Below are 26764 nucleotides of genomic sequence, written 5' to 3' on the forward strand. Positions count from 1 at the left end.
GGGGAGTCCCGGACGGTATGGCAGGAGGGCGAGTCGCGATGAACGGTGGCGGGCCGAACCGTTACCCGGACGAAGACGGCGAGGCCGCGGCCGCACGAGCGAGCCACGGTGGGCCGGAGCGCCGCTGCGTCATTGGAAGCCGCTGCGTCATTGGAAAGGGCCGCATCACCGGAACGAGCCGCGTCACCAGAACGGGGGACACGGCCACGCCGGGGGCGGCGACACGATCTCCCGACGGGGAGGAACCGGCGGAATCGGGGGGCGGGCTGCGTGAGTTCGGACTCGGCATGATCCCCGCTTCGATCACTCCGCCGCGCACCTGGCGGCGAGCGGCATGGTTCGTGGTGATCTCGGCGGCAGCGGCGTTGGGGGGAATCGCGCTGATCACGGCGGTGGTGATGAGCAACGAACCCGCTCGGTTGGCCACGGTCCCCCGGGAACTGCCACGAGCCGGGGAGTACCCACCGCTCTCCCGAACGGACGAGAGCACCACCGATTCGGGAGACGCCACCGCCGCCGACGACAACGCTCTACCGGAACCGAGTTCCTCCGAACTCACCCGCCAACCCGCGGTGACCGGGCGGACCGCCGGGGATGTTCCGCCCGCGCACTACACTCCGAGCGGTACGCGACAGCGGAGTTCGACAGCCGTGCCGTCGACATCACGACAGAGCACGGCTCCCACGCACGATCTCCCCACTGCCGGTACGGCAGTGCACCATCTCGCGGCGGAAAGCACCCCGCAGCAGACCACCCCCTCGAATGAGCCTCCTACGAGTGGGACCCCGGCGAGCACCGCTTTCCCCGGAACTCTCCAACAGAACGCGACCCCCTGGCACACCACAGCGCCCACGGCCACGAAACGCCCGACTCCACAGAGCCCGGCCCAACAGGGCACGACACAGCAGGGCACGACACAGCAGGAGACGACGAGTCCGCCCACCGCGATGCTCGACCTCACGAAGCGCTACTTCGGAGCGCTCGATTCCGGGAAGCCGTGTCCGGCGCACGAGTTGACGGCCGGATCGCTGCGGCACATCTGTCCGCACCGCCACTACGCGGAGCTCGGGTCGATCGAACTCGTCCACAGCACCGTACGTGGTAACGGCACGGTGAACGAACTGCGCGTGGAGTCCGGATTCGGGGGGCCGAGCACGCGTTACCGGCGACTGGAATTCGACGCACACCTGCGGAGAGTGGTCGCCGACGAACCCGTTGACGATCCGCCCGGGAACCGCTGACAGGTCGGGAGGAACGACATGTCGGAATCGGCACGAGGCGGGGAGCCGCTCGAAGGGGCGTGGCAGGTGGAGCACCCCGACGAAACGACTGAACCCCGGCTCCTCGACAGCGCGGAGAACTCCGAACAGCCACCCGGCGGGACCGGCTCGGGAACGGCCCAGCTCGGTGGGCGTTCGGTGCTGTTGACGATGGGAGCGTTGGGGGCGCTGTTGGCGATGGGCGTTACCGCGGCTCTCGGCGTGGTGTTGTCGGACTCGACGCCGCCGCGTTCGGAACGGAAGACGCCGAAACGCCCGGGGGCCCCGATAACGGGTGCCGCGGCACTGCGAGTGGATCTGCTGCTGGAACGAGCGGGGAGCTCGAGGGCGTTGCCGGGAAGCCCGGCGGCACGTGCGGACCTCGCGGAGGATCCGACCGTGCCTGGCCCGTCCGAGGGACGCGGCGGCGGTCCGCGCCCCGAGGCCTCCGGAGAGACGTCGGTTCCCTCGGTGCGGGTGGTGCGCGAGTTCTGCGAGCTGCTGGGAACGGAGCCCGCGAGCGCGGTGCGACTGCTCTCGGTGAGCATGACCGAGAAGCAGCGGACGAACATCGTGCGGAGCTGGCGCGCACTGCGATCGATTCGCTCGGACGAGATCAGCGTGACCACGAGCGGCCGGGTGATGTCGACGATCGCGGCACGCGACGCCACGGGGACCGGAATCGCACTCCGCTACTCCTTCGCCGTCGAGGACGGCACGGATCCGCTCATCCTGCGTGTCCGGTTGGACGCTGCGCGTTTCCGGGAACCGGGGCGGTAGTCCCCCTGAACGACCGACACTCCGTGAGGAAGAACACCGGTAATCGCGGGACGGCCGTACCGGTGACTCTGCCGGGCCGGTATTCTCACAACGATGCGGCAACGAACTGCCACGTCGCCGGAATGCCGGGGACGGTTCGGGGCGGACCGCTTCGCCGACGGCACGAGCGCAGTGCCGGTCACGTGGCCTCGAAGCGGTCGAGGACTTCTCCGCTCCGCCGGTTCCTCGGTGGGCTAGGCTGCCGTGTCACGGTCGTTCGGTTTTCGTGACCGAACGCGGTCGCACAGTGAACGTGTACATGTCGGAGGGCCACGCGGGGCCCGCAACAATCCACCGATCCCGACGACCCGGTGAACCGGTGTTTCCGGTGACGAGGTCGACCGGGATCGAGAGCAGTACGGGGAGACGTCGGTGAGCGACGAAGGTCGCCTGGTCGCCGGACGCTACCGAGTGCAGCGGCGCATCGGAAGCGGCGCGATGGGCGTGGTGTGGGAATGCGTCGACGAGCGCCTGCACCGCACGGTCGCGGTCAAGCAATTGCTGACCCAGCCCGGTCTGGATCCGACCGAGGCGGAGGAAGCGCGACAACGGGCGATGCGCGAGGGACGTATCGCGGCACGACTGCAACATCCGCACGCTGTCTCGGTCTACGACGTGGTCGAGGAGAACGGCGACCCGGTACTGGTGATGGAGTACCTGCCGTCCACCAGTCTCGCGGCGATGATGTCCGAGCACGGCCCCCTGCCGCCGCGCGAGGTGGCACGGATAGGAGCGCAGGTGGCCGCGGCGCTCGGTGCGGCGCATTCCGCCGGAGTGGTGCATCGCGACATCAAACCGGGCAACGTGCTGCTCGGGGACAACGGCACGGTCAAGATCACCGATTTCGGCATCTCCAGAGCGCAGGGCGATGTCGCCGTCACCAAGACCGGAATGCTCGCGGGAACCCCCGCCTACCTGTCACCGGACGTGGCCTGCGGCAAGGAGCCGAGCCCGGCATCCGACGTGTTCTCGCTGGGAGCGACGCTCTACGCCGCCGTGGAGGGCAGGCCGCCGTTCGGGCAGAGCGAGAACACGCTGGCACTGCTGCACTCCGTGGCGGCGGGCAAGGTGCAACCACCGCAGAACGCGGGCCCCATGACCGACCCGCTGCTGGCGATGCTGCAGCCCGACGAGGGTGAGCGGCCGGACATGGCGCAGGTCCACGAGATGCTGCAGGGCGTGGCCAACGGCCAGGCGGTGACCTCCGTCCCGACCAAGGCCGCTCCCATTCCCCCCGCGATGGCTCCGGGCACGGCCGCTGCGACCGATCCTCCCTCCAACCCGCGCAACGGCGGCACGATGGTCGGGGGCACTCCGGAGACGGAAGACCGTTTCGGCGGAACCGCACGCGCCGAGGCCACCGGCTACGCCGGATCGGGCCCGCCGCCCGAAACGGCCACGCGCGGCCAACGGAGCAGGGCTCCGCTGGTGGTCTCCGGGGTGCTGCTCGTGATCGCCGCGGTCGCCGGGATTCTGCTGGCCACTTCGTTGTTGGGTAACGACTCCGATGGCGGCTCCACGAGCGGTGGGGAGACCACCCAACCGATGGTGCCGCCCGCAGCGGGCGAATCGAGCACCACCGAGACCACCGAGCCGGATTATCCGGAGGACGACGGGTACCGGAACCAGGAGCCCGACTGGAACCGGGACACCGAACAGGAGAGCTCCGAGACGGACCCTTCGGCATCGGAGAGTTCGGCGGAGCCCCCGACTTCCTCGGATAACAACACTCCTGGTTCCGACACCGAGCCGACCGACGAGACCGGCAGCGGATCCGACGGCGGTTCCGGCGGTGGGAGCGAGGGATCCGGGGGCGACAGCGGCAGCGGAACCGAGGACGGTTCCGGGAGCGGATCCGACAGCGGTAGCGGCTCGGACAGCGGGGCCGACAGTGGCAGCGGCAGCGACTCCAGCGACGGCTCGAGTAACGCCGGGGCGTCCGGTGGCGATTCGGAGAGTAAGAACGTCGCTGCCGGCGAGTAACAGGTGGTTCCGCCGAGTGGCGCAGTACCCGGCCGCTCGGCCCCGGTGATCCCGACCGGCCCGCAGCGTGGCGGGCGGGACGCAGTACTGTTGTGCCCGTCGCGTGATGCCGTTCGGCAGGGGTTCGGTCGGCACGTCCGGTCACCGACATCGCCAGGATCTGGGAGAACTGTGAGCGCCGAAGGTCGTCTGATCGCCGGACGCTACCGGCTGCACGAGAGCATCGGCAGCGGTGCGATGGGAGTCGTTTGGCGCGCGGTCGACGAACGGCTGCAGCGCACCGTGGCCGTCAAGCAGTTGCTGCTGCAGCAGGGACACACCGAGGCCGAGACCAAGGAGGCCCGCGAGCGCTCGATGCGCGAGGGCCGGATCGCGGCTCGGTTGCAGCACCAGAACGCCATCGCGGTGTTCGACGTGGCCGAGGAGGACGGCCAGCCGGTGCTGGTGATGGAGTACCTGCCCTCCGAGAGCCTGGCCTCGCGGATCTCCGAGCGGGGACTGCTCTCGCCGGTCGAGGTCGCGGGAATCGGGGCCCAGGTCGCGGCGGCGCTGGCGGCGGCCCACCTGGCAGGGATCGTGCACCGGGATCTGAAGCCGGGCAACATCCTGCTCGGCGGCGACGGCACCGCCAAGATCACGGACTTCGGCATCTCCCGGGCGGTCGGCGACGTCGCGGTCACCAAGAGCGGCATTCTCGCGGGCACGCCCGCCTATCTCTCCCCCGAGGTGGCTCTCGGCAGGGATCCGGCCCCGGCCTCGGATGTGTTCTCGCTGGGTTCGACCCTCTACGCCGCCATCGAGGGGCATCCGCCGTTCGGGGTGGACGACAACGCGATCAGCCTGCTGCACCGTGTTTCACGCGGGCAGGTCGACCACCCGCGCAACGCCGGCCCGATGACTCCAGCCCTGCTGGAACTGCTGCGGGCCGATCCGGTGGAACGGCCGACCATGGCGCAGGCCAGGGACATTCTGCAGGCGGTACGGGACGGCAGGCCCCTACCCGGCGGTGTGGGAGCCCAGCAGCAGGGGCAGGGCCCTGTGGCGCCGGCGGGGCAGGTGAGCCAGGGGAGTCCGGCCGCACCAGCCGCCCCGGCAGCACCGAGTGTGCCCGCGAGACCGCCGAACCAGGGCGTGCCGCCCGGCGGAACACCGGCAGCCGCCGGTGCTCCGGGCCACCAGTCGAATCCCACACGTGTGGGAGGAGCTCCTCCCGCGACGGCCAATCCACCGACCAGGGTCGGTGCGGCGGTGGGGGCGGCAAGCACCGACACCGCCAAGCGGGTGGCGGGCTGGACGGTGGCGGTGATCGCGGCGATCCTGCTGGGGATTCTGGCCGCGAACGCCTTCACCGGCGGCAGCGGCGGTGGCTCGGGTTCCTCGGGCGCGGCCGCGGCTGTCACGAGTGCCTCGGCGGACGAACTTCCGCGCTCGCGGGGTGGCTCGTCCGACCCTCCGAGTTCCGCCGGGTCCAGCGAGTCGGCGACCACCCCGAGCTCCACGACGCCACCGTCCTCCGACGATTCCTCGAAGGACAAGTCCTCGCCGGGAGCGGTCGGTGACGACGAACTGGTCGCCACGGTCCGGACGTACTTCGACACGGTCACCGAGGACACCGACGACGCGTGGCGGATGCTGGGCCCCGAGCTGAAATCGGTCGGGAAGGAAACCTACGAGGGCTTCTGGGACTCGATAGCGGATGTGAAGATCGTCAGCGGGCCCCGGGCGATCGGCGACAACCAGGTGGAGGCAGTGCTGCGCTACCAGAAGGAGGACGGTGGCAGCAGCACCGAGCGGCACGTCTTCGGCATGATCGTCAGGGGCGGAGAGCCGCTGGTCAACACCGACAGCGGCGCCACCTGACCCGATCGCCCGCCGGGGGACTCTATGCCCGCGCGGTCTCGGTGAGCATTTGCAGCAACGCCGCCGTGTTGGGCGCGTGTATCACCGACTCCCGCACCGCCACGTGGATCCGACGGACCGGTTCGGGATTGCGCAGCGGCCGTACCTCCACACCCGGATGCACCGGATCCAGTCCCAGGCGTGGGACCAGCGATATCCCCATCCCCGCCGCGACGAATCCCTGTGAGGACTGTGGACTGTCCGATTCGAGCGCCAGGTGCGGGGTAAATCCGGCGGCGGCGAACGCGTCGTAGAGCGACTCCGCGCACGGTCCCGTCCCCACCGAGTCCTGGATCCAGGACTCCTCGGAGAGCCTGGCCAGGTCGATGTACTCCTCCGAGCAGAGCGGGTGCCCCACGGGCAGCACCACGCGGTAGGGCTCGTCGACCAGGTGCAGCAGTCGAACGCCGGGAATCGAGGGGAGCTCGCGTCCCACCACGATCACGGCCAGGTCCGCGTCCCCCTCGGCGACCCGCTCCAGCATTCCCTCCTCCCGCATCCCCAGGTCCAACCGGACCCCCGGATACCTGGCCCGGAAGGCGGCCACGGCGGGCGGGATCAACGCGACACTGGCGCTCTGGAAGAACCGCAGGCGCAGCACGCCGGAGTTCCCCGCGCGCATTCCCGCGAGCTCGCTCTCCGTTCTGGACAGCAGTTCGGCGAGATCCCCGGCCCGTTCGGCCAGCATCGTTCCGGCCGCGGTCGGACGGACTCCTCTTCCCACCTTCTCCAGCAACGAGACCCCCGCCTCGCGTTCCAGCGTGCTGAGTTGCTGGCTGATGGCCGAAGGGGTGTAACCCAGGTTGTTCGCGGCAGCACTCACCGAACCGCTGTTGACCACGGCCCGCAGCACCTGCATCCGCCGGACATCCAACATGCCGCGAATAGTACAGCAGAACTGAAAGGTAAGTGTAGAAAAACCCACTTGTGCTTATCCGACTCGGCGCCCATCGTGTTGGTGGTGACTGGTTCACCGCGAGGACCGGCCTGTTGTGGAGGAGTTCCGTGTACAACCGCGCCAACTACGTGCGGCTGCTGACGCTCGCGCTGCTGTGGGGAGCGAGCTTCCTGTTCATCAAACTGGGATTGGAGGCGATGTCACCCACCCAGGTGGCGTTCTCCCGGATCGTGCTCGGCGCGGTCGTGCTGGTGGGGCTGTGTCTGCTGAACGGTCTTCGGCTCGTCCGCCCCACCTCCTCCGAGGGGCGACGGCTGTGGGGCAGCATCGCCGGTGCGGCGGTGTTCAGCAACGTGCTGCCGTGGGTGTTGTTCGGCCTGGGCGAGCGCACCGTCGACTCCGGCATCGCGGGGGTGCTCAACGCGACCACACCGTTGTGGACGGTGGTGTTCGGGCTCGCGTTCGGGACGCAGCGTTCCCTGCCGCCGCCGCGGCTGCTGGGGCTGCTGCTGGGTTTCTCGGGAGTGGTGGTGATCCTGGCACCCTGGAACGGTTCGAGCGGCCTGTTGGGATGGGGCGCGCTCGCCTGCCTCGGGGCCGGAATGAGTTACGGGATCGGTTTCGTCTACATTGGACGAAGCCTGAGCGGGTCCGGCTCCGGCGGACAGCGACTGTCACCGCTGACGGTTGGTGCGATGCAGATGTCGGCAGCGAGCGGGATCGCGGTGCTGACCCTGCCGCTGGGCGGTCTGGGACCGATCGAGCTCTCGCCGGTTCCGCTGCTGGCGGTGGGTGTGCTTGGAGTGTTCGGCACCGGATTCGCGTTCGCACTGCAACTTCGGATCGTCTCCGACGAGGGGGCGACCACAGCCTCGACCGTCACATACCTGATGCCCATCGTCTCGGTGCTGTTGGGCTGGATGGTGCTCGACGAGAGCTTCGGCCCGCGCGTACTGCTCGGGATGCTGATCGTGCTGGTGGGAGTGGCCCTGAGCCGCACGAACGTACGCGGCGGCCGGAAGTCCCGGAACGACACCGAGCGGAAGACTCCGGAACCGGCGCGCGACTGACCCCCACCCGCTCGTAGATTTCGCGCGAAATTGACGGGGCGATGGTGTGGTTCGGCCCGGGGTGTGTCAATTTCGCGCGAAATTTACGCACCCTCGGGGCGTAACCAGAGGACCACCACCGCGTGGCGTCCTCACCGGCCCCTCGCGAGAGCGGCCACCGGCTTGGGAAGTTGATCGAGGGTATCGGCCATCTCCTCGGGAGCCCACTCGCCCAGCACGTTGAACACGGCGCCGGTGTGGTCCCGGACTACTTCCGAATCGGTGACGTCGCTGCGCCTGGCGATCTCCGCCAGGAACCGATCGGTGTCGGTGTGCTGGGCGAATTCCCGGGTGTCCAGGAGGGCCCCGATCTCCGGCGGAAGAGCCCCGGTGAGCCGGTCGACCTCACCCTGGCTGACAGCTTGCGCCGTCACCCCCAGCACCGCCTGGGTGAGCTGCCGAGCCTGCTCCGTGCCCTCGAGCGCGGCGCGCCGGCGCACCTCGGCCAGCAACGTGTCCGCCGTGGTGCTCAGACCGCTGTCGCTGGGCAGCAGCGTCGCGTAGTCCTCGGGCAGCTCGTGCAGCAGGCGACGCAGCTGTACCGCTGGAAGCGCCCGGCCGACCACGGCGGCCCCCGCCCTGCCGTACTCCTGGGCCTGCTCGGAATCCTGGGCACCGCTCAACTGGCCGATGCGATCGAGGAAGGCGTCCGCCGAGAGCGGATCGCCGGGCCCGGCGGGCTGCACCTCCCCCAGCTGCCGGGGAAGATGCGCTCGCAGCTCGGCAGCCACGTTCCAGGCACTTTCACCGAGGGCCTGAACCGTTGCGGCCAGCACCGTCTCGGGATGCGTGACGCCGGGCTCCAAACGCCGCTGGAGCTCGGTGACCATCTCCTCGTAGTCCATCCTCTGCCTCCCGGATGCGGCCCGCCCGCCGAGGAACACGACTCATCGTCCCGCCGCTTCGGCGGGTGACAACGTTCTCCTACGGCTGCTCGGTTCTACTGCGGCTGCTGGAACAGCGGAGCGTAACCCGCGGGCAGTTGGGACCGCAGGTCGTCGATCTCACCGGCGGAGACGAACTCGGCGATGGTGCCCAGCACCGCCTGGGAGTGGGTCAACGCCGTCTCGGGGTCGCAGCCGCGGCCCTCCCGGTCGGCGACCCGCCGCAGAAAGTCGTCCAAGTCGTCTCCGATCTCGTCCTCCCCGGTGTGCTGCAGCAGTGGTTCCTGCAGTTCGGGGGGCAGCTGGCTGGCCAGATCCCTGGGCTCCTGCCCGGCCAGCCGTTGCCCGATGGTGGCGAGTACGATCTTGCTCGCCTGGTCGGCGTGGTCCCGTTCGGTCGGCCCGCCGTGCTTTTCCACCGCGGCGAGAAACTCGTGATACCGCATCGTCGCGTGGACCTTCCTTTCCGATCCGCAGCTGCGAGGTGATGCTGCTTTCACGTACGTGGCGTGCTCACCGCTCCCGAAATGAGCGGTGAATCGCCCGGGTCACCCGGATTGCCGGTATCGGACATGGTCAAACATAGCGGCGCCCTCCGCTCGCTCCACCTCAGACCAGCCGCCGGTCGGAGGCCCACTTGGACAGCTCGTAGCGGTTGGACAGCTGGGTCTTGCGCAATACGCTGGAAACGTGGGTCTCGACCGTCTTGACCGAGATGAACAGTTCCGAACCGATCTCGCGATAGGAATAGCCCCTCGCCAACAGCCGCAGCACGTCGCGCTCCCTGCGGGTGAGCTGGTCCAGCTCGGGATCACTCACCTCCGCGGAGCCGGAGCCCTTCGAGAAGGCGTCCAGCACGAACCCCGCCAGCCGTGGTGAGAAGACCGCGTCGCCCGCCGCGACACGACGAACGGCGTCGGCGAGCTCGAGTCCCGAGATCGTCTTGGTGACGTAGCCGCGCGCCCCACCGCGGATCACCGTGATGACGTCCTCGGCGGCGTCGGAAACCGAGAGGGCGAGAAAAACGACGCCCACTCCCCGCTCCCGCACCCGGCGTAGCACCTCGGCACCTCCGCCGTCGGGCATGTGCACGTCGAGCAGCACCACGGCGGGACGCAGGTGCTCGATGCCCGCCACGGCCTCGGCCACCGATCCCGCCTCACCCAGTACCCGGACCTGGTCCTCGAACGCGGCGAGCTCGGCGCGAACGCCCGCCCGGAACAACGCGTGATCGTCGACGAGGTAGACCCCCACCGGCCTCTGGTCGCCGATCGCCGCACCGCTGTCACCCACCGCCCTGCCACCAACCGCGCTGCCACCCACCGCACTGTCACCCGGCGGGCCGTCAGTGTGCGCAGGCGGGTCCCGCCGCTCATCCTCTCGCTCTGCCATAACGGACTCCTCCACCGGTGTTCACTGGTCTTCTCGCGGCAGGTCCAGGTGTATCTCGGTCCCCGCCCCTGGCGAAGTGCGCAACCGCACCAGTCCGCCGTTGCGTTCCATCCTGCCCCGGATCGACTCGGCCAACCCGTGTCGATCGGGATCGATCTCGTCGGGGTCGAACCCCACTCCCCTGTCCCGGACGAACAGTTCCACCCGGTCGGGCTGTGACTCGGCGTAGACGCTGACCTCGTCGACGCCCGCGTGCTTGGCCGCGTTGACGATGGCCTCCCGGGCGGCGGCCAGTACCGCTCGCAGCGGCTCGTCCAGCGGCCCGTCACCGACGACGACGTGCTGCACCGTGATCGCGAAGGCGTCCTCGACCTCACCGCAGATCCGCGCCAGTTCGGCGGCCAGTGTCTCCTCCGGGAGCCGTTCGAACTCACCGGTCGTGGTTTCCTCGCCCGAGGTTCCCGGCGAAGCGGTGGGGGCGTGGCTCATGGGCCGCGAGGACCCACTGTAACCACCGGGGCCGTACAACCAGCGGCGCAGCTCGCGCTCCTGGCTCCTCGCCAGCCGACGCACCTCCCGCTCCGCCCCGGCCTGCTTCTGGATCAGCGCCAGGGTCTGCAGCACCGAGTCGTGCAGATGCGCCGCGAGTTCGGCACGCTCCTGCGAACGAATCCGGGTGGAGCGCTCCACGTCGAGATCCCCGCTCAACCGCATCCACCACGGCACGGTCAGCAGCGCCACGCCGACCAGCGTCGCCACCACGGCGGCGAGCACCACGGGCACCTCGCTGCCGATGGTGGCGAGCACGAACGCGCACAAGCCGAGGAAGACCAGCGCCACGCCCGCCAGCAGCCGCAGCACCCCGGCACGCCCACCGCCGCCGAGCAGTCCCACGATGCTGGAACGGGCCCCCGCACGCCACTGCCCGCGCTGCGACTCGTCCGCCTCCCGCCAGATGACCGCACCGCCGACCAGGGTCGCCCCCAACGCACCGACCAACCACGGCGGTACGGCACTGACCGAAGCCACGACCGCGGCCAGTCCGACACCGAGCAGCAGCAGCCCCACTCCCTGCCTGCGCTCGCGTTCCGACTCGGTACCCGCGATGTCGGAACGCTGCCGCACGAAGATCCACAGCAGCCCATAGCCGAGGATGCCCGCACCGCCGAGCGCTGCCAGCATCGCGAACACTGCACGAACCCACACCACCGGAAAACCCAGGTGATCCGAGATCCCGATCGCCACACCGGCCACCACCCTGCCGGAACGGCGCCGGTAGAGCCGTGGGATGTCGGTACCGGTGACGTACATCGGCCGGGTCCGTCGCTCGGACATCGCGCGCGAGTCCTCCCCCGTGGTGCGCTGACTGGAAAACTGGCTGGAACGGACCTGCACGGCGTCGATAATCACACGCGCGTGCGGCCGGCGGCATCGGGGAACGGCAACGGATCGTCCGGGGGCTTTCAGGGGAACACCCTGACGACCGGGACTCGTGCCACCGGCAGAGTGAACGGTATGAACGGCGGAACGACCGATGGCGGGCAGTACGAGGATGGCGGGCAGTACGCCGAGGGCCGCGCCCACACCGGTCCGAGCGGTACCGGTTCGGGGGGTACCGCTCGGAGTGGCGGGGCCAACGGTGCGCGGGGAACGTGGGCGGAGATCAAGGGAACCTTCAGCGATTTCTGGGAGACCAGGCCTGCCCGCCCCTCCGAGGGGCGCAAGCTCGCGGGGGTGGCCGCCGCCCTCGGCAATCGCTACGGCGTGGATCCGGTGCTGCTGCGGGTCGTGTTCGTGATCGGCACCTTCTACGGCGGCGCCGGGCTGCTGTTCTACCTGCTCGGCTGGGCGACATTGCCGAAGTCGAGCGACGCACCGGGCAACACTGCCGTTCGGCTGGCGGTACTCGCCCTGATAACGATGGTGTTCGTCCCGGCCTCGCTCGCCGCGTTCGACATGCCGGGCGTGTTCGGGCTGGCCCTGGGGGTGCTGGCGCTGTACCTGCTGCACCGGCACTTCGGTGATCGTGTCTCCACTGGGCGGCCGTACACGACCTCGGGACCGTACGGAACCTCGGGCACCGCGACGAGCGACGCGGCGCAGCGCCCCGCGATGCCCGCGACAGCAGAAACCGGAACGCGCGAAACGACGGTGGCCGAGTCGACGGGTGTCGCAACGGAGCGGCACACGAGCGTCCCCTCCGATACGACGGCACCCATCGACGCGCCGTCACCCATCGACGCGCCGTCACCCATCGACGCGACGGCGTCCTCGGAGACGACCGTCCGATCCGAGTCGCCTTCGTACGGCCCACCAGCCCCGGAACCACCCCGCTACCCCACCGAACAGTTCGCACAGCCGCCGAACCAACCACCACCGCCCGGTTGGGCACCCCCTATGGGCCAACCACAGCCTCCGGAACAGAGCGCGAAGGGCCGTCGACCGCGCTACTCGATCACGCTGGCGACGTTGGGAATCGCGCTGCTGGTGGGTGGCTTCGGGATCGCCTTCGGCCTGTCCACGGTGGCGATCTGGGCGCTGATGCTCGGGGTGATCGGCTGCGGGATGCTGCTGGGCTCCTTCCTGCGCCGGGGTCGCTGGCTCATCCTGTTCGCGGTTCCGGTGGCGTTGGCGGCGATGCTGTCCACGGTGATTCCGGAGCGACCGTGGGAGGGCTACACCAACCTCACGGTGTTCCCGGCTCAGACGACCGGGCTGGAGTCGGAGTACTCGGGCGCGGTGGGAAACATCGTGCTGGGGCTGGAGAACATGCGGTTTCCCGCCGACAGGGAGGTCTCCACCGACGTGGCACTGGGCATGGGCACGGTGACCGTGTACCTCCCGCCGGAGGCCGACGCGCGGGTCACCTGCGCCAGCGAGCTGGGACAGGTGGAGTGCCTCGGGAGCGTGCGCTCGGGCAGGGACATCCGGGTCACTGAGAACGATCTCGGCACCGACGGCCCCGGGGGCGGTTCCGTCCGGCTGAACCTGATGGTGGAGACGGGAAGCGTGGAGGTTATCCGTGGTTACTGAGCAGCACCAACCCGAACCGCTCCCAATGAGCGAGGGCACGAGCGGCGGAGCACGCCGGTTCAATCCGGATCCGGTCACCCTGACCGCGGGCATCATGACCGTGGCGGCGTCGATCTACTTCCTCGCGGGCGGGGGCTGGTCCACGCAGCGCGTACTGGCCTTCGCCGCGGCGGCCATCGGTGTGATCATGCTGGTGGCCTCGCTGCGCAGGCGCTGAACCGGGTAGACATGTCTCTCGGCGGGCACATGCGTGCCCGCCGAGAGACATGTCTCCGCAGGGGAGTCCGGTTACGGTGAGCAGGCTGCCGGACCGGGCCTCACTCCCACTCGATGGTGCCCGGTGGCTTGGACGTCACGTCCAGCGTCACCCGGTTGACGTCGGCGACCTCGTTGGTGATCCGGGTCGAGATCCGCTCCAGCGCCTCGTAGGGCAGCCTGGTCCAGTCCGCCGTCATGGCGTCCTCACTGGAAACCGGCCGCAGCACCACCGGATGACCGTAGGTGCGTCCGTCGCCCTGCACACCGACCGACTGCACGTCGGCGAGCAGCACCACCGGGCACTGCCAGATGTCGCGGTCGACACCGGAGGCGGTCAGCTCCTCGCGGGCGATCGCGTCCGCCGCACGCAGCGTCTCCAGCCGTTGTGGCGTGACCTCGCCGATGATGCGGATGGCCAACCCCGGGCCGGGGAACGGCTGCCGATGCACGATGGTCTCGGGCAGCCCCATCTCCAGCCCGACCCGGCGCACCTCATCCTTGAACAGCGCGCGCAACGGCTCGACCAGGTCGAACTGCAGGTCCTCGGGCAGCCCGCCGACGTTGTGGTGGCTCTTGATGTTGGCCGTGCCGCTGCCTCCCCCGGACTCGACGACGTCCGGGTAGAGCGTGCCCTGCACCAGGTACTCGACCTGCTCACCGGCCTGACCGGCCTCCTGCTGCAGCTCCCGTGCGGCACGCTCGAAGGTCCGGATGAACTCGCGCCCGATGATCTTGCGCTTCTCCTCGGGGTCGGTGACGCCCGCCAGCGCCTCGGTGAACTGCTCCACCGCGTCGATCACGACCAGTCGAGCTCCGGTGGCGGCGACGAAATCGCGCTCCACCTGAGCCCGCTCCCCGGAACGCAGCAGACCGTGGTCCACGAACACGCAGGTCAACTTCTCGCCGACCGCCTTGTTGACCAGCGCACCGGCCACGGCCGAGTCCACCCCGCCGGAAAGTCCGCAGATGGCGCGGGCGTCGCCGATGCGCTCCCGTACCGCAGCGACGGTCTCGTCCACGATCGAGCTGGTGGTCCACCGCGGCCGGATACCTGCGATGTCGTGCAGGAAGCGGCGCAGCACCTCCTGGCCGTGCGGCGAGTGCGCCACCTCCGGATGGTACTGCACCCCGGCGAGGCCGCTCTCCGGGTTCTCGAACGCGGCGACCGGCGTGTCGGCGGTCTCGGCGATCACCCGGAACCCCTCGGGGGCCTTGCTCACCGAATCACCGTGACTCATCCAGACCGGGTGGTGGGCCGGAAGCTCCTGGTGCAACGTCCCGCCCGCGGAGCACACCGAAAGTTCGGTGCGCCCGAACTCCCGGGTGCCGGTGTGCTCGACGGTGCCGCCGAGTGCCCTGGTCATGGCCTGGAAGCCGTAGCAGATTCCCAGTACGGGAACTCCGGAGCGGAACAGTTCCGCGTCCACCTGCGGCGCGTCGGCCGCGTAGACACTGGCGGGGCCGCCGGAGAGCACGATGGCGGCGGGATCGCGGCGCAGCATCTCCTCGACGGGCGTGTCGTGCGGAACCACCTCGGAATAGACCTGCGCCTCGCGTACCCGGCGGGCGATCAGCTGCGCGTACTGCGCGCCGAAGTCGACCACCAGGACGGGGCCGCTACCGGACCGTCCTCGCTCAGCACTCTGCCCGGCGGGGTCGATACCGCCTGTGGTGTCGGACACGACGTCGAACCTCCAGGTGAGAACACTACGCCGGTCAGCGTATCGTTCCCGGCCCGAGGTTCGACGAGGGCGTCGCACAGCCGTGACCGACCCCGCCACGAGATCGTCCAGGGGAATACCGTGGAGCCGGTCACGAGCCGTCCGCTCAGTGCCGCAGTGCCCCCGGAGCGTGCGAGGGCACGGCCGGATCGGCGGGAGCCACGGGTTCCACCCGGCGGTACTCCTCCGACTGGGTGGGGCGCGGATCGGGCTCGCCCTTGTTCGGCCACATGGAGAAGGCCCGCTCCGCCTGCGCGGTAATCGTCAGCGAGGGGTTGACCCCGAGATTGGCCGTTATCGCCGAACCGTCCACGACGGACATGTCCGGGTATCCCCAGGCGCGGTGGTAGGGATCGATCACGCCGTGTTCCGGGTCCGAACCGATCGGGCAACCACCGATGAAGTGCGCGGTCATGGGGATGTCGAACAGTTCTCCCCAAGTACCGCCCGCGATGCCGTCGATCTCCGCCGCGGCCAGTTCGTTGGCCCGTTCGCCCGCCGGGATCCAGGTCGGGTTGGGGGCGCCGTGGCCCTGCTGCGAAACGAGCTTGCGGCGGCCGAACAGTCCCTTGCCGAGCTTGGTGCGCAGCGAATTGTCCAGGCTCTGCATCACGAGCAGGATCACCGTACGCTCGCTCCAGCGCCGTACCGAGAGCAGCCGGAGCGTGGTCAACGGGCGCGTCAGCACGGTGCGCAGCCACTGCCGCCAGCGCGGCTTGTCGACGCCGCCACTGGTGGGCAGGGTCTGCAGCAGCCCCATAACGTTGCTTCCCCTGCCGTAGCGCACCGGCTCGATGTGGGTGTCGTTGTCCGGGTGGAACGAGGAGGTGATCGCGGTGCCGGTGGAGAAGTCGCGTTCGGTATCCACCGAACGCCGCTGCGCACCGATGATCGCCTCGGAGTTGGTCCTGGTCAGCTCGCCGAGCCTGCGGGAGAGCCCGGGCAGTTCACCACGCTGCCCGCAGCGGTGCAGCAGGTTCTGGGTCCCCCAGGTGCCGGCGGCGATCACCACCTGGTCGGCGGTGAAGGTTCGGCCCCCTCCGCCCAGCACGGCGCCGGTTCGTTCGGTGCGGATCCGCCAGCGGCCGTCCGCCTCCTTCCGCATGCCGCCGACCGTGGTCAGCGGCCACACCTCGGCGCCCTTGGACTCGGCCAGGTAGAGGTAGTTCTTCATCAGGGTGTTCTTCGCGCCGACCCGGCAGCCGGTCATGCAGGCACCGCACTCGGTGCAGCCGGTGCGTTCCGGTCCCGCGCCCCCGAAATAGGGGTCGGGATTGTTCTCCCCCGGCTTGCCGAAGTACACCCCCACCGGTGTGGGGTGATAGGTCTCCCCCGCGTCCATCCGGTCGGCCACCCGCCGGATGACGCGGTCGGAAGGGGTCTCGGTGGGATTGGTGACCACCCCAAGCATCCGGCTCGCCTGCTCGTAGTGCGGGTCGAGCTCGTCCTCCCAGTCGGTGATGTGGGCCCACTGGGAATCCTCGAAGAACGGCTTCATCGGCCGGTAGAGCGTGTTGGCGTAGACCAGGGAGCCGCCGCCGACCCCCGCACCGGCGAGGATCAGGACGTTCTGCAGCATGTGGATGCGCTGGATGCCGAAGCAGCCGAGCCGGGGTGCCCACAGGAAACGGCGCAGATCCCAGGAGGTCTTGGGGAACTCGTCGTCGGCGAACCTTCTGCCCGCTTCCAGCACGGCCACGCGGTATCCCTTCTCGGTCAACCGCAGTGCGGCCACGCTGCCGCCGAAGCCGGAGCCGATCACGACCACGTCGTAGTCGCGCTCGTGGGAGTTCTCGCGCCGAAGGTGTCCCCGATCACTCATGGCCGTGAGAGTAGAACAAATTACTCGCCAGTAGCCATAGCTGAACGGACCTTCGGCGAACATTTTTCGACCTGATCCGACCCGGCACGGCAACGCGGCAGGACAACGGCACGTACCTGGGTACGCACCGCCCCACGACTCAACCGGTCAAGAGCACCGGTCGCCCGAAACGGCGGAGTCGCTCCCGAACAGTGGAAGAGAACCCTGAAACGGTTGCTCGGCAGAGCCGGCCCAACGCGGCAAGGCGCCGACTCAGCCCCCGGCTACCCGGCCGAACGAGCAAAGCACCCGCTCAGCGACAAAGCATCAGGCCGACCTTCTGGAACTCCTTGAGTTCGGAGTACCCGGTCTTGGCCATGGAACGACGCAACGCACCGAACAGGTTCAGCGTCCCGTAGGGATCGCTGCTGGGCCCGAACAGCAGCGTGTTCAGATCCACCCCGGCGCTGTTGAAGCCCACGATCTCGCTGCGCGGCAGGTTGGGGTGCGCCGCGGCGGCCGTCCAGTAATAGCCCTGCGCGGGGGCCTCCGAGGTCTCGGTGAGCGCCTCACCCAGCATCACCGCGTCCGCGCCGCAGGCGATCGACTTGGCGATGTCACCGGAGTAGGACAGCCCGCCGTCGGCGATCACGTGCACGTAGCGCCCACCGGTCTCGTCCAGGTAGTCCCGCCGGGCGGCAGCGGCGTCGGCCACGGCGGTGGCCATCGGCACCCCGATGCCCAGTGTCTGGGTGGTGGTCGCGGAACGGGACTGCCCGAAACCGACGATCACCCCGGCGGCTCCGGTGCGCATCAGGTGCATCGCGGTGCGGTAGTCGCCGACCCCGCCCGCGATCACCGGCACGTCGAGCTCGCCGATGAACCGCTTGAGGTTCAACGGCTCCCCCTCCTGGGAGACGTGCTCCGCGGAGACGATGGTGCCCTGCACCATCAGCACCTCGACACCGGCGGCGAGCAGTGTGGGGGTGAGCTCCTCCGCGTGCTGCGGGCTGACACGAGCGGCGACCGTGACACCGGAGTCCTTGATCTGCCTGATGGCCTCGGTCAACAGGTCGGTACGGACCGGCGCGGCGTGCAGCTGTTGCAACATCGCGATCGCGGCGTCCGGCCCCTCACCCTCTTCTGCGGTACGCACGACCTGGGCGAGCTCTCCCTCGACGTTCTCGTGCCGGGCCCAGAGGCCCTCGGCGTTGAGCACTCCCAGGCCACCCAGCTCACCGATCCGGATCGCCGTGGCCGGTGACACCACCGCGTCGGTGGGATGCGTCACCAGCGGAATGTCGAGGCGATAGGCGTCGATCTGCCAGGACAGGGATACGTCCTTGGAGGAGCGCGTACGGCGCGACGGAACGATCTCGACATCGTCCAGGTCGTAGCCGCGCATGGCCGTCCGGCCCATCCCGATTTCCACAAGATCCCGCACGTGTTTCCTTCCCGCGGTGCCGCTGTGAGTCGAAGAGGAGGCGAGTTCCCACCGGGGTCACCCGGCGGGGCAGGCTACCGCGTGGTGTAGTTGGGCGCCTCGGCGGTCATGGTGATGTCGTGCGGGTGGCTCTCCTTGAGCCCCGACGCCGTGACCCGGACCAGGTGGGCCTGCTGCAGTTCCGGGATGGTTCCGGAACCGGTGAAGCCCATGCCCGAGCGCACTCCGCCGATCAGCTGGTGCACCACCTGACCGAGCGGGCCGCGGTAGGGCACCCGGCCCTCGATGCCCTCCGGCACCAGCTTGTCCTCGGAGAGCACGTCGTCCTGGAAGTAGCGGTCCTTGGAGTAGGACTTGCCGTTCTCACGCGAGGACATCGCGCCGAGCGAGCCCATGCCCCGGTAGACCTTGAACTGCTTGCCGTTGACCAGCACGAGCTCCCCGGGAGCCTCGGCGGTGCCCGCGAACAGACTGCCGAGCATCACGCTGCTGGCACCGCTGGCGATCGCCTTGGCGATGTCGCCGGAGTACTGGATGCCGCCGTCGGCCACCAGCGGAATCCCGGCGGGACGGCAGGCCTGGTCCGCCTCGTAGATGGCGGTGATCTGCGGCACACCGACACCCGCGACCACCCTGGTGGTGCAGATGGAGCCCGGTCCAACCCCCACCTTGACCCCGTCGGCCCCGGCGTCGACGAGGGACTGCGCCCCGTTCTTGGTCGCCACGTTGCCGCCGACCACGTCGACGGAGTCACCCAGCTCGCTCTTGAGGGTGGCGACGGTCTCGGCGACTGCCTTGGAGTGACCGTGAGCGGTGTCGACCACCAGCACGTCCACTCCCGCCTCGACCAGCGCCATCGCGCGCTCGTGCGAGTCGGCCCCGACTCCGACGGCCGCACCGCACAACAGCCTGCCGTCGGCGTCCTTGGTGGCGTCCGGATACTGCTCGGTCTTGACGAAGTCCTTGACCGTGATCAGCCCACGCAGCTTGCCAGCGTTGTCCACGATCGGAAGCTTCTCGACCTTGTTCCTGCGCAGCAGGTCGAGCGCGTCCTCGGCGGTGACCCCGACCAGGGCGGTGATCAGGGGCGCCGAGGTCATGATCTCGCGCACCCGCTTGGTGTGGTCGGTCTCGAACCGCATGTCACGGTTGGTGATGATGCCGACCAGCGTGCCGTCCGGGTCGGCAACCGGAACGCCGGAGATGCGGTAGCGTGCGCACAACGCATCCACATCGGACAACGAGTCCTCGGGAGAGCAGGTCACAGGGTCGGTGACCATTCCCGCCTCGGAACGCTTGACCACCTCGACCTGGGCGGCCTGCTCGTCGGCCGGAAGATTGCGCTGCAGGATTCCCACGCCGCCGAGCCGGGCCATGGCGATGGCCATCCTCGCCTCGGTGACCGTGTCCATGGCCGCCGAACTCAGCGGGGCGCGCAGCTGGATGTTGCGGGAGAACCGGGTGCTGGTGTCCACGGAGCCGGGAACGATGTCGGACTCGTCGGGAAGCAGCAGTACGTCGTCGAAGGTCAGCCCGAGCGTCGCGAACTTGGTCGGGAACCCCGGGGCGGTCAGCTCGCTGGTCATAGCGCGAAGGAGTGCCTTCCTGGTGTCTGTATGAAGTGCGTCGTGTGGATTCCCGTCCGGGAGCGGTTGGTCCACTCGGGGAGCATCCGGTCCGCGAGACACTCCCGGAGCCCGTTCCGCGGCTCGAACGGGCCTTTTCGCGACTCGAACGGGGCCGGTCGAATCAGTGATCGAGCCGGTGCCTCGCGGCGAAGCGGACCCGGCGAGCCGTTCCGGCGGAGGCGGCCGGAAGGTACGACGTACCCACCACCGGAAAACGCCTTCGACACGACTCACGGGCGGTGTCCCCACATGGTATCCAGAGCCGATTACCAGCGGCTCCCCGGCCACGGCTCAGCGGAGTTGGACGCTACCGGTACCGTGCGGGTCGTGCCGCATGACCCATTGCCACCAGACCCGTTCGCGGGCGATCCGGAAGACCCGAGCATGGCCCTCGGCGACCAGGAATTCGAACAGGACCAACAGCTCGGCGACGAGGAACGTGCCGAACTGCTGTCCGACCTGGCCGACCTCGCCGTGTACCAGGCGTTGCTGGAGCCGCGCGGCATCCGCGGGATCGTCGTGGACTGCTCGGACTGCGGCGAACCGCACTACCACGACTGGGAGCTGTTGCGGTCGAGCCTGGAGCAGTTGCTCAACGACGGCCGGATGCGCCCGCACGAACCGGCGTACGAACCGAATCCGGGCCACTACGTGAGCTGGGAGTACTGTCGTGGTTTCGCCGACGGTGTGATCGAGACCGAGGACCAGCGCAGCCGCTGAGAACCAACCCAGGCGCCGAGGCTCGGCAGTCGCTGGGAATTCCCGTAACGGCCGGGCGGCGAACCCGCCCGGCCGCCGATCCCGGGCTCGTGCGGCCCACTACCGGATACGCAACGAAATCGTGTCGCGCACCGAGCGCGTTCGACGGCGACCGCCGAGGAGCACCCGGCGAGGTTCCGCCGGGAGCGGTGTCGTGACTGAGAGCGGCCCTACGCGGTGTGGCGCCGCCGCACGAGAGGCAGCGGCGCCCCATCCGGAACGGGCGAGGAACTCGGCCCGGGACCCACTCAGTCGGACTGGGAACTGCGCGCCTGGCCGCTTCCCGAGCCCGGAGCGGTGTCGTCCTCGCTGCTGGACGCACCCGTCTCACTGGGGTCACTCTCACTCGGAGGCGGCGGCCGCCCCTGGTCCGAGGTGTTGCTCGGCTCGGAACCATCCGTCGGGCTGGGCATACTCCCCGAGGAGGGTGGGTTGCTGTCCCCCGACGTAGCCGGGGATTCGCTGCCGGAGTCTCCGGGCTTTTCGGAACCGCTCTCCTCCGTCGAGGAACTTCCGGGGTTCTCGGAACCGCTCTCCTCCGTCGAGGAACTGCCCGGCGCTTCAGCCGGACGGTCGAACTTCGCGCTCAACGAGGCGTGCGCGGCACGCAGGTCGGAACGCCGTTCTCCCGGGTCGATGGTGTCGAGCTGTTCCTCCGCACGGTGCAGGGCGGTCTCGGCCGCCTCCTCGTGGCCGTTCTGCCAGGCTTGGCTGGCCACGTCCAACTGGCTCTGAGCGCGGGAAGCGGCCGCGGCCGAAGCGGCACGATCACTGTAGAGAACCTGCGTGACCCCCCACAACGCGTCTCCCGGCGCCGCGTCACGAGCGGCGAGGCCTACCCCGGTGAAGCCGATCATCAGCACGGCCGCGGCACTGGCCACGGGCACCAGGTGACGCAGTCTGGGAACGCGGGAACGGCGCTTGGGCCTGCCCGCCTCCACCGCGGCGGCGGCGCGCTCGACGTCGACGAGTTCCCCCATCGGCGTCGCATCGACATCCCGCCGCCAGGCGAGCAGCAGCTCCTCGACGTCGGCCCCGGCACCAGCGGAACCGCTGGGGCCTCCCGACTGGCCGAGCATGTCCAACAACTCGTCGTCGGCCCGCAGGCGCGCGAGGTCGACGGGCTCCTCGTCCGTCTCGGCATCGGTCCGGGTGAGCTCGTCCGCCAGAACGAGATCCTCCTCGGAGGCCAGTTCCTCCTCGGACAGCAGCATGTCGTCCGAAATCGTGACGTCGTCGGACTTCGAACCGAACCGCTGCTCGCCCGACGGGAAGTCCACGATCTCGGCCGCCGCGGAACCGTCCTCGGAGGAGTGTTCCGACTCATCCGTCACGCCGACATCGTGATCATCCTGGGGTTGCGCGTCGGACCGAGACTCGACGCTCGTTCCGGAATCGTCACCGGACGAATCGGAGCCGGGTTCGGCCTCCTCCTCGGCACTGAACCGGTCGTCCTGCCGGTCGGGCTCGACGGAGTCACGCCCGTCATCGTCACTTCCGGAGCCTCTTCGTTCCGCCAATCAGACCACCTCCTCCGCGGACAGCGTCTTTCGCAGCCGGGCGAGCGCACGGTGCTGCGCCACACGCACCGCTCCCGGCGTCGAACCGACCGCTTCGGCGGTTTCCTCCGCGGACAACCCGACGACCACCCGAAGCAGCAGGATCTCCCGCTGCTTGGCGGGCAGCACGCGCAGCAACTGCGCCATCCTGCCCGAAAGCTCACCCTGTATGGCCCGCTGCTCGGGCCCGGCCTGATCTTCCGGAGCCTCCGGAGGATCCGCGACCGGCTCGGACCGATTGCGAGCCGATGCACGGTGCGCATCGGCCACCTTGTGCGCGGCGATGCCGTACACGAACGCCAGGAAAGGCCGTCCCTGGTCCCGGTAGGTGGGTAACGCCGTGAGCACAGCGAGACACACCTCCTGGGCGACATCGTCCGCCGAAGCGAACGTACGTTCGTTCCGACCAACCCTGGCGCGGCAGTACCGCACCACCAAAGGACGGATTTCGGCCAGTAAGCGCTCGATCGACTGGCGGTCACCGTCGATGGAGGCGCTGACAAGAGCGTCCAGCCCGTCCCCCACGTTGCTCATCGCAGACGCCAGCCTCGGTGTTACGCGTTGACTTGAATCGAAGTTGCCCGGATAAGCGCCAAGCGCGCTGATCCCGTGGTCACACTACCGTTTCGGTGTAGCGCTCTGTACACCGAGTGGACCGGATGAGCAGCGAACCGCGACGGCTGATCGAGCCCGGCGAACCAGGCCCAATACGGGCGCCGCACGGCACCCCGAAAACGACACCGGAAACTTTTCCCCGGTCAACGGGGACATCGCCACAGCGGAACCAAAGGATCGGGGCCGGGAGCCCCCCCCAGGAACACCCCAACGGGACGCTTCGTCGCGAAACGTCCCGACCAGGTCACCTCCCCGGACGAGAAACCGTGATATCGGACACGAATACCGCGACCGGCACGACGACGAACTTCGAGTGACCCGCACCGACGTACCAGCGGCCGGAGTGGGCACGGAAACATCGCTCGTCGACCGCGGCGGCCGAGGCGGTTCGCATCCCCGCCTCAGTCGACCATGACCGGCAACCCGGCCGGACTCGGCCCGCATCCGAACGAGCCTCTCCGCCGTGACCGCTAGACCGTCCCGGTCCTCCGGCTCGATGAGTTCGGACACCCGCCGGAACGGGAGAGGAGAATCAAGCTCAACGGATCCGGGACTGGTAACGGCTCCCCACCGGAACACCGGAGCAGGGGGAGGCGGTCGAGCGATCGGAAGTACCGATCGGGCGCCGCTTCAAGCTACGAGGCCGCGTCGAAAACCGTGCGCGACCGCCTGGGCCCGGTCCCGGACGCCGAGCTTGCGGAACAGCCGCCGCGCGTGCGTCTTGACCGTGTCCTCGGAGAGATAGAGCTCACGGCCGATCTGACCGTTGCTCTTGCCCTGCGCCATGCCACGCAGCACTTGCAGTTCGCGATCGGTGAGCTGCACACCCGGGTCGGACGGTTGCCGAGGGGCGGGAACCGAAGTACTCGCCAGGGTGTGCGCCAACGCGGCCACCAGTTCCGGCCTGGAGGCATCCCAGCGCAGGTAACCACGTGCGCCACCCGCGATGGCGGCCGCGATACTCCCGGCGTCGTCGGGTGCGCCGAAGACGATCACGTTGGCCTGCGGATGCGCGGAGACCAACCTGCGGGTGGCCTCGACACCGTTGGGCACCGCACGCTGGGTACCCACCAGAACAACGTCGACCGCCTGCCGGGCGAATCGGGAGAGCAACTCGTCGCCGTGCGCCACACAGTCGATTCGGCTCACACCCGGCACAGCCGACATCACACGGGTGAGCCCCTCCCGGACGCTCCGCCGGTCATCACAAATCAAGACCGTCGTCACGGGAACTCCCTTCCTACAGGCGAGTGAACGTTCCACCTCCTTCATCGGACACATCGGCACAGAGCTTGACCCGCGCGTCGCGCCGATCAACCACTTTCGAGTGATAAACACGCCGGGTAAGTCTCACCGGAACGGAGCATTCAAACCGTAAGAGTTTCACCCGTTCCGGGGTATATTTCGTGGCGCGCCCACTACCTGCGATATTCACTCGAACGTACTCAACAGAACGTCCCATTTGGACAGTTGAAGCCGGGGACTCGCGACGCGAGGATCTTTGAGTGATCTATATCACTATTGACTTTCCCCGAGGTCCCGCACCAAGCTTTCGATCCGCCGCAACGCCCCCTCCCAGGAGCCGAGATGCTCCACCTGTTCGGGCAACGCCTCGGGTGACCAACCACCACCCGCCACGAAGACGCGGACCCGCTGGCGGGGTTTGGGCAGCCCCGTAACCAACCGGGGATCGGCGAAAGCCGAGTGCTCGGACCAGAGGAGCACCGCGGCGGGCGCCGTTCGCCGAATGGCGGCCTCCAGGCCCTCCCTGGGCAGCGTGGCGGCGAACAACCGGTGTCCGACACCCGCATGGGCCAGCGCGGCGGCGAGCGCGAGCAGTTCCACGGACTGTTGCTCCCCCACCGCCGGCGCGAGCAGCACCGGACGCGGAGTGCGCGGCTCGGGGGCATCGGCGATCACCGAACGCAACGCGGTGACCGCCGAGTCCTCCAGTAGCTTCGGCATCTCCGCACCACTGCCGGTGCGCTCACGCAGTTCGGAGAGAGCGCGCAGCACCGGCCACAGCACGTCGCACAGCGTCACCCGAACCCCGTCCTGCTCCACGCTTCGGCGCAGAACGCGTTGCGCGGCGAACGCGTCGAGCGCCAGTACGGCTCGCCCCAATCCACGGGCGTTCGGGCTCGCCCCGCCGAGCCGCAGTCCCCGCCCACCGGTGTTGGCCGTGTCGATCCGCTCGGGGCTCGGCTCCCCCTCGTCGCCGAGTACACCGCTCAGCAGCACCGAGCCGTCCTCGTCCACCTCGGCGACGGAACGTGACTCGGACTCCAGTCTCGAGTCCCGCCGGGAGGAATCGCTCACCGGGGAAGGGGCCTCGCCCCCGCTCGCGCCCATGGCCGCCGTGGCACCACCGTGCCGCACGGCGGCCGCGTGCGCGTAGCGGGCCGCCTCCGCGGGAGAGGCCCCCCGGAGCAGGGCGTGCTGCATCAACTCCAGACGGGCGATGTCCTCCGGCCCGTAACGGCGATGCCGTCCGGAGGAGTGCTCGGTGGGCCCGAGCCCGTACCGACGATCCCAGGTACGCAACGTAGCGGGAGCGATGCCCAGCCTGCGCGCGACGGCCGCGACCGACAACTTCGGGGTGACGGGGACATCGTGCGTCTCCCCCTCGTCGGACCCGCACTCGTCGCCCACCGAGCCGTTCGCGGTGGCGGACAGAGCTCCACATCCGGCCGATTCGGCGTCCAAAGCCGACCACCTCGTCACCTCGACCACATCATCATCGGACATGTTCGTGGTAGCGCACGCGTCGAGGCAACCCGGCATGGTCATCGCAATGTCACTCCAACGTGAACCATCTTTACCAGCCAAAAGGGTTGAACAAGCTTTGACTCGGTTTTAGTGTGATCCGTGCGAGGCTGCGGTAACACACCGTGGCAGGGAGGGGACCCACCGAATTGGAGGTGGTCGTCGCAATGGCGGACACACGACGTCTTCCCGGGCCGAACGCCGATATCTGGGATTGGCAGATACAGGGCCTGTGCCGGGGCATGGACAGCGCGTACTTCTTTCATCCGGACGGAGAGCGTGGCCCGGCCAGAGCCAGACGAGAGGCCAAGGCCAAGGAAGTGTGCCACCGCTGTCCGGTTCTGGAGCAGTGCCGGAAACACGCACTGACCGTGCAGGAGCCCTACGGCATCTGGGGCGGGCTCTCGGAGTCGGAGCGTGAGGTAATGATCAAGAACAGTCGAAAGACGGACGAACCGCTGGCGGTGTGAGACACCGGCGGCAGAGCGCCCGGAAAGCTGCGTACCGGGCGACGGTCGAACCGAACCGAGAGGTCCCGGGAGGAGCGGGAAAGGACATCACGAGAACGGCCGGGCACCCGAATTCGAGACCTGCGAGTGACCGGCCCGGAAGCCACGACGGACCCCGCTCGTGCGGACGGGTATCCGACCCCGCGCGGGCCGGCCGCCCCGGGGGTCTCGGGCGGCCCCGAACAACGAGGTGGCTCGGTCGCATCGCACGGCGACCGGACACCAGCGGGGTACTCGGCCGGGGAACCGGGTACGGAGCGGGCCTCCGGTTCGTAGGGGCCCCGAACCGGAGCACAGCGGCACCGGGGTACCCGTCCGATGCGACAAAGCCCGTGTCGCGGTGAGTGGGAGACCGTCGACGTGTCGGAGCCACCGGGGGGAGCACGGCGACGGCTCGTGGGACCGCGACACGAAATCGGGGCGGCACC

Annotated in this window: 22 protein-coding genes; 9 read left to right on the forward strand and 13 right to left on the reverse strand. The window is 69.0% G+C overall.

The annotated features are described in order from the left end of the window. Positions 1-17 precede the first annotated feature (17 nt). The 4 genes from ACOQFL_RS02925 (at position 18) to ACOQFL_RS02940 (ending at position 5921) form a co-directional block, all read left to right on the forward strand. Positions 18-1241: a hypothetical protein gene (locus tag ACOQFL_RS02925; RefSeq protein ID WP_435542543.1), complete on the forward strand. Its 1224-nt coding sequence runs from the start codon at positions 18-20 to the stop codon at positions 1239-1241. Positions 1242-1259: 18 nt separating this feature from the next. Further along, on the forward strand, positions 1260-2039 hold the full coding sequence (locus ACOQFL_RS02930) for a hypothetical protein (protein WP_435542544.1): 780 nt from the start codon (positions 1260-1262) through the stop codon (positions 2037-2039). Between the two features lie 411 nt (positions 2040-2450). Further along, positions 2451-4061: a serine/threonine-protein kinase gene (locus ACOQFL_RS02935; protein ID WP_435542545.1), complete on the forward strand. Its 1611-nt coding sequence runs from the start codon at positions 2451-2453 to the stop codon at positions 4059-4061. Between the two features lie 171 nt (positions 4062-4232). Next, entirely contained in the window at positions 4233-5921 is a 1689-nt protein-coding gene (locus tag ACOQFL_RS02940) for a serine/threonine-protein kinase (RefSeq protein ID WP_435542546.1), read from the forward strand. A gap of 22 nt (positions 5922-5943) precedes the next feature. Here the strand turns inward: ACOQFL_RS02940 and ACOQFL_RS02945 are convergent, their stop codons facing one another. Then, positions 5944-6837 (reverse strand): LysR family transcriptional regulator, encoded by an 894-nt coding sequence (locus ACOQFL_RS02945; RefSeq protein ID WP_435542547.1) that lies wholly within the window; start codon positions 6835-6837, stop codon positions 5944-5946. Between the two features lie 128 nt (positions 6838-6965). On the opposite strand from ACOQFL_RS02945, the gene ACOQFL_RS02950 reads away from it, so the two are divergent. Beyond that, positions 6966-7928: a DMT family transporter gene (locus ACOQFL_RS02950; protein ID WP_435542548.1), complete on the forward strand. Its 963-nt coding sequence runs from the start codon at positions 6966-6968 to the stop codon at positions 7926-7928. 131 nt (positions 7929-8059) lie between these two features. Here ACOQFL_RS02950 and ACOQFL_RS02955 read toward each other — a convergent pair whose 3' ends face one another. From ACOQFL_RS02955 to ACOQFL_RS02970, 4 genes are all read right to left on the reverse strand, one after another. Continuing rightward, positions 8060-8812, reverse strand: coding sequence for a DUF2267 domain-containing protein (locus tag ACOQFL_RS02955; RefSeq protein WP_435542549.1), 753 nt, complete (start codon positions 8810-8812; stop codon positions 8060-8062). A 95-nt stretch (positions 8813-8907) separates the two neighbouring features. Continuing rightward, complete coding sequence (locus ACOQFL_RS02960; protein ID WP_435542550.1) at positions 8908-9297, reverse strand: DUF2267 domain-containing protein; 390 nt, start codon at positions 9295-9297, stop codon at positions 8908-8910. 163 nt (positions 9298-9460) lie between these two features. Continuing rightward, positions 9461-10243, reverse strand: coding sequence for a response regulator (locus tag ACOQFL_RS02965; protein WP_435542551.1), 783 nt, complete (start codon positions 10241-10243; stop codon positions 9461-9463). Between the two features lie 21 nt (positions 10244-10264). Then, entirely contained in the window at positions 10265-11578 is a 1314-nt protein-coding gene (locus ACOQFL_RS02970; protein WP_435542552.1) for an ATP-binding protein, read from the reverse strand. 180 nt (positions 11579-11758) lie between these two features. Here ACOQFL_RS02970 and ACOQFL_RS02975 point away from each other — a divergent pair, with 180 nt between their 5' ends. Both ACOQFL_RS02975 and ACOQFL_RS02980 read left to right on the forward strand, forming a co-directional pair. Then, positions 11759-13276 (forward strand): PspC domain-containing protein, encoded by a 1518-nt coding sequence (locus ACOQFL_RS02975; protein WP_435542553.1) that lies wholly within the window; start codon positions 11759-11761, stop codon positions 13274-13276. Beyond that, complete coding sequence (locus ACOQFL_RS02980) at positions 13266-13493, forward strand: hypothetical protein (protein ID WP_435542554.1); 228 nt, start codon at positions 13266-13268, stop codon at positions 13491-13493. The genes ACOQFL_RS02975 and ACOQFL_RS02980 overlap by 11 nt, the downstream gene beginning before the upstream one ends. A gap of 100 nt (positions 13494-13593) precedes the next feature. Here the strand turns inward: ACOQFL_RS02980 and guaA are convergent, their stop codons facing one another. From guaA to guaB, 4 genes are all read right to left on the reverse strand, one after another. Beyond that, positions 13594-15195, reverse strand: coding sequence for a glutamine-hydrolyzing GMP synthase (guaA, locus tag ACOQFL_RS02985; protein WP_435542914.1), 1602 nt, complete (start codon positions 15193-15195; stop codon positions 13594-13596). 166 nt (positions 15196-15361) lie between these two features. Further along, complete coding sequence (locus tag ACOQFL_RS02990) at positions 15362-17077, reverse strand: FAD-dependent oxidoreductase (RefSeq protein WP_435542555.1); 1716 nt, start codon at positions 17075-17077, stop codon at positions 15362-15364. 292 nt (positions 17078-17369) lie between these two features. Then, on the reverse strand, positions 17370-18500 hold the full coding sequence (locus tag ACOQFL_RS02995) for a GuaB3 family IMP dehydrogenase-related protein (RefSeq protein WP_435542556.1): 1131 nt from the start codon (positions 18498-18500) through the stop codon (positions 17370-17372). A 74-nt stretch (positions 18501-18574) separates the two neighbouring features. Beyond that, the gene (gene guaB / locus ACOQFL_RS03000) at positions 18575-20086 is read right to left on the reverse strand and encodes an IMP dehydrogenase (RefSeq protein ID WP_435542557.1); all 1512 of its coding nucleotides are present in this window, start codon (positions 20084-20086) and stop codon (positions 18575-18577) included. 360 nt (positions 20087-20446) lie between these two features. On the opposite strand from guaB, the gene ACOQFL_RS03005 reads away from it, so the two are divergent. Further along, positions 20447-20848 carry a DUF5319 family protein gene (locus tag ACOQFL_RS03005; RefSeq protein ID WP_092625948.1) on the forward strand — a complete coding sequence of 134 codons (402 nt, stop codon included), beginning with the start codon at positions 20447-20449 and terminating at the stop codon, positions 20846-20848. A gap of 287 nt (positions 20849-21135) precedes the next feature. On the opposite strand, the gene ACOQFL_RS03010 is transcribed toward ACOQFL_RS03005, so the two are convergent. The 4 genes from ACOQFL_RS03010 to ACOQFL_RS03025 all read right to left on the reverse strand — a co-directional run bounded on the left by ACOQFL_RS03010 (position 21136) and on the right by ACOQFL_RS03025 (position 25809). Then, positions 21136-22407 carry an anti-sigma-D factor RsdA gene (locus ACOQFL_RS03010; RefSeq protein ID WP_435542558.1) on the reverse strand — a complete coding sequence of 424 codons (1272 nt, stop codon included), beginning with the start codon at positions 22405-22407 and terminating at the stop codon, positions 21136-21138. Then, positions 22408-22980, reverse strand: a complete 573-nt coding sequence (locus ACOQFL_RS03015) for a sigma-70 family RNA polymerase sigma factor (RefSeq protein WP_092625194.1) — start codon at positions 22978-22980, stop codon at positions 22408-22410. Positions 22981-23691: 711 nt separating this feature from the next. After that, positions 23692-24288: a response regulator transcription factor gene (locus ACOQFL_RS03020; protein WP_026152733.1), complete on the reverse strand. Its 597-nt coding sequence runs from the start codon at positions 24286-24288 to the stop codon at positions 23692-23694. Between the two features lie 291 nt (positions 24289-24579). Next, positions 24580-25809 carry a MerR family transcriptional regulator gene (locus ACOQFL_RS03025; protein WP_435542559.1) on the reverse strand — a complete coding sequence of 410 codons (1230 nt, stop codon included), beginning with the start codon at positions 25807-25809 and terminating at the stop codon, positions 24580-24582. Between the two features lie 185 nt (positions 25810-25994). Between ACOQFL_RS03025 and ACOQFL_RS03030 the strand changes: the two genes are divergently transcribed. Continuing rightward, positions 25995-26297 carry a WhiB family transcriptional regulator gene (locus ACOQFL_RS03030; RefSeq protein WP_092625944.1) on the forward strand — a complete coding sequence of 101 codons (303 nt, stop codon included), beginning with the start codon at positions 25995-25997 and terminating at the stop codon, positions 26295-26297. Positions 26298-26764: the final 467 nt, after the last annotated feature.

Origin of the sequence: Actinopolyspora sabaoui (assembly GCF_051225635.1) — a bacterium.
Lineage (GTDB): Bacteria > Actinomycetota > Actinomycetes > Mycobacteriales > Pseudonocardiaceae > Actinopolyspora.

What these genes read in the sequence shown, in the direction of transcription:
- ACOQFL_RS02925 (WP_435542543.1), top strand. Translation starts at nt 18, where the DNA reads ATGGCAGGAGGGCGAGTCGCGATGAACGGTGGCGGGCCGAACCGTTAC.
- ACOQFL_RS02930 (WP_435542544.1), top strand. Translation starts at nt 1,260, where the DNA reads ATGTCGGAATCGGCACGAGGCGGGGAGCCGCTCGAAGGGGCGTGGCAG.
- ACOQFL_RS02945 (WP_435542547.1), bottom strand. Translation starts at nt 6,837, where the DNA reads ATGTTGGATGTCCGGCGGATGCAGGTGCTGCGGGCCGTGGTCAACAGC.
- ACOQFL_RS02955 (WP_435542549.1), bottom strand. Translation starts at nt 8,812, where the DNA reads ATGGACTACGAGGAGATGGTCACCGAGCTCCAGCGGCGTTTGGAGCCC.
- ACOQFL_RS02960 (WP_435542550.1), bottom strand. Translation starts at nt 9,297, where the DNA reads ATGCGGTATCACGAGTTTCTCGCCGCGGTGGAAAAGCACGGCGGGCCG.
- ACOQFL_RS02965 (WP_435542551.1), bottom strand. Translation starts at nt 10,243, where the DNA reads ATGGCAGAGCGAGAGGATGAGCGGCGGGACCCGCCTGCGCACACTGAC.
- ACOQFL_RS02970 (WP_435542552.1), bottom strand. Translation starts at nt 11,578, where the DNA reads ATGTCCGAGCGACGGACCCGGCCGATGTACGTCACCGGTACCGACATC.
- ACOQFL_RS02975 (WP_435542553.1), top strand. Translation starts at nt 11,759, where the DNA reads ATGAACGGCGGAACGACCGATGGCGGGCAGTACGAGGATGGCGGGCAG.
- ACOQFL_RS02990 (WP_435542555.1), bottom strand. Translation starts at nt 17,077, where the DNA reads ATGAGTGATCGGGGACACCTTCGGCGCGAGAACTCCCACGAGCGCGAC.
- guaB (WP_435542557.1), bottom strand. Translation starts at nt 20,086, where the DNA reads ATGACCAGCGAGCTGACCGCCCCGGGGTTCCCGACCAAGTTCGCGACG.
- ACOQFL_RS03015 (WP_092625194.1), bottom strand. Translation starts at nt 22,980, where the DNA reads ATGAGCAACGTGGGGGACGGGCTGGACGCTCTTGTCAGCGCCTCCATC.
- ACOQFL_RS03025 (WP_435542559.1), bottom strand. Translation starts at nt 25,809, where the DNA reads ATGTCCGATGATGATGTGGTCGAGGTGACGAGGTGGTCGGCTTTGGAC.
- ACOQFL_RS03030 (WP_092625944.1), top strand. Translation starts at nt 25,995, where the DNA reads ATGGCGGACACACGACGTCTTCCCGGGCCGAACGCCGATATCTGGGAT.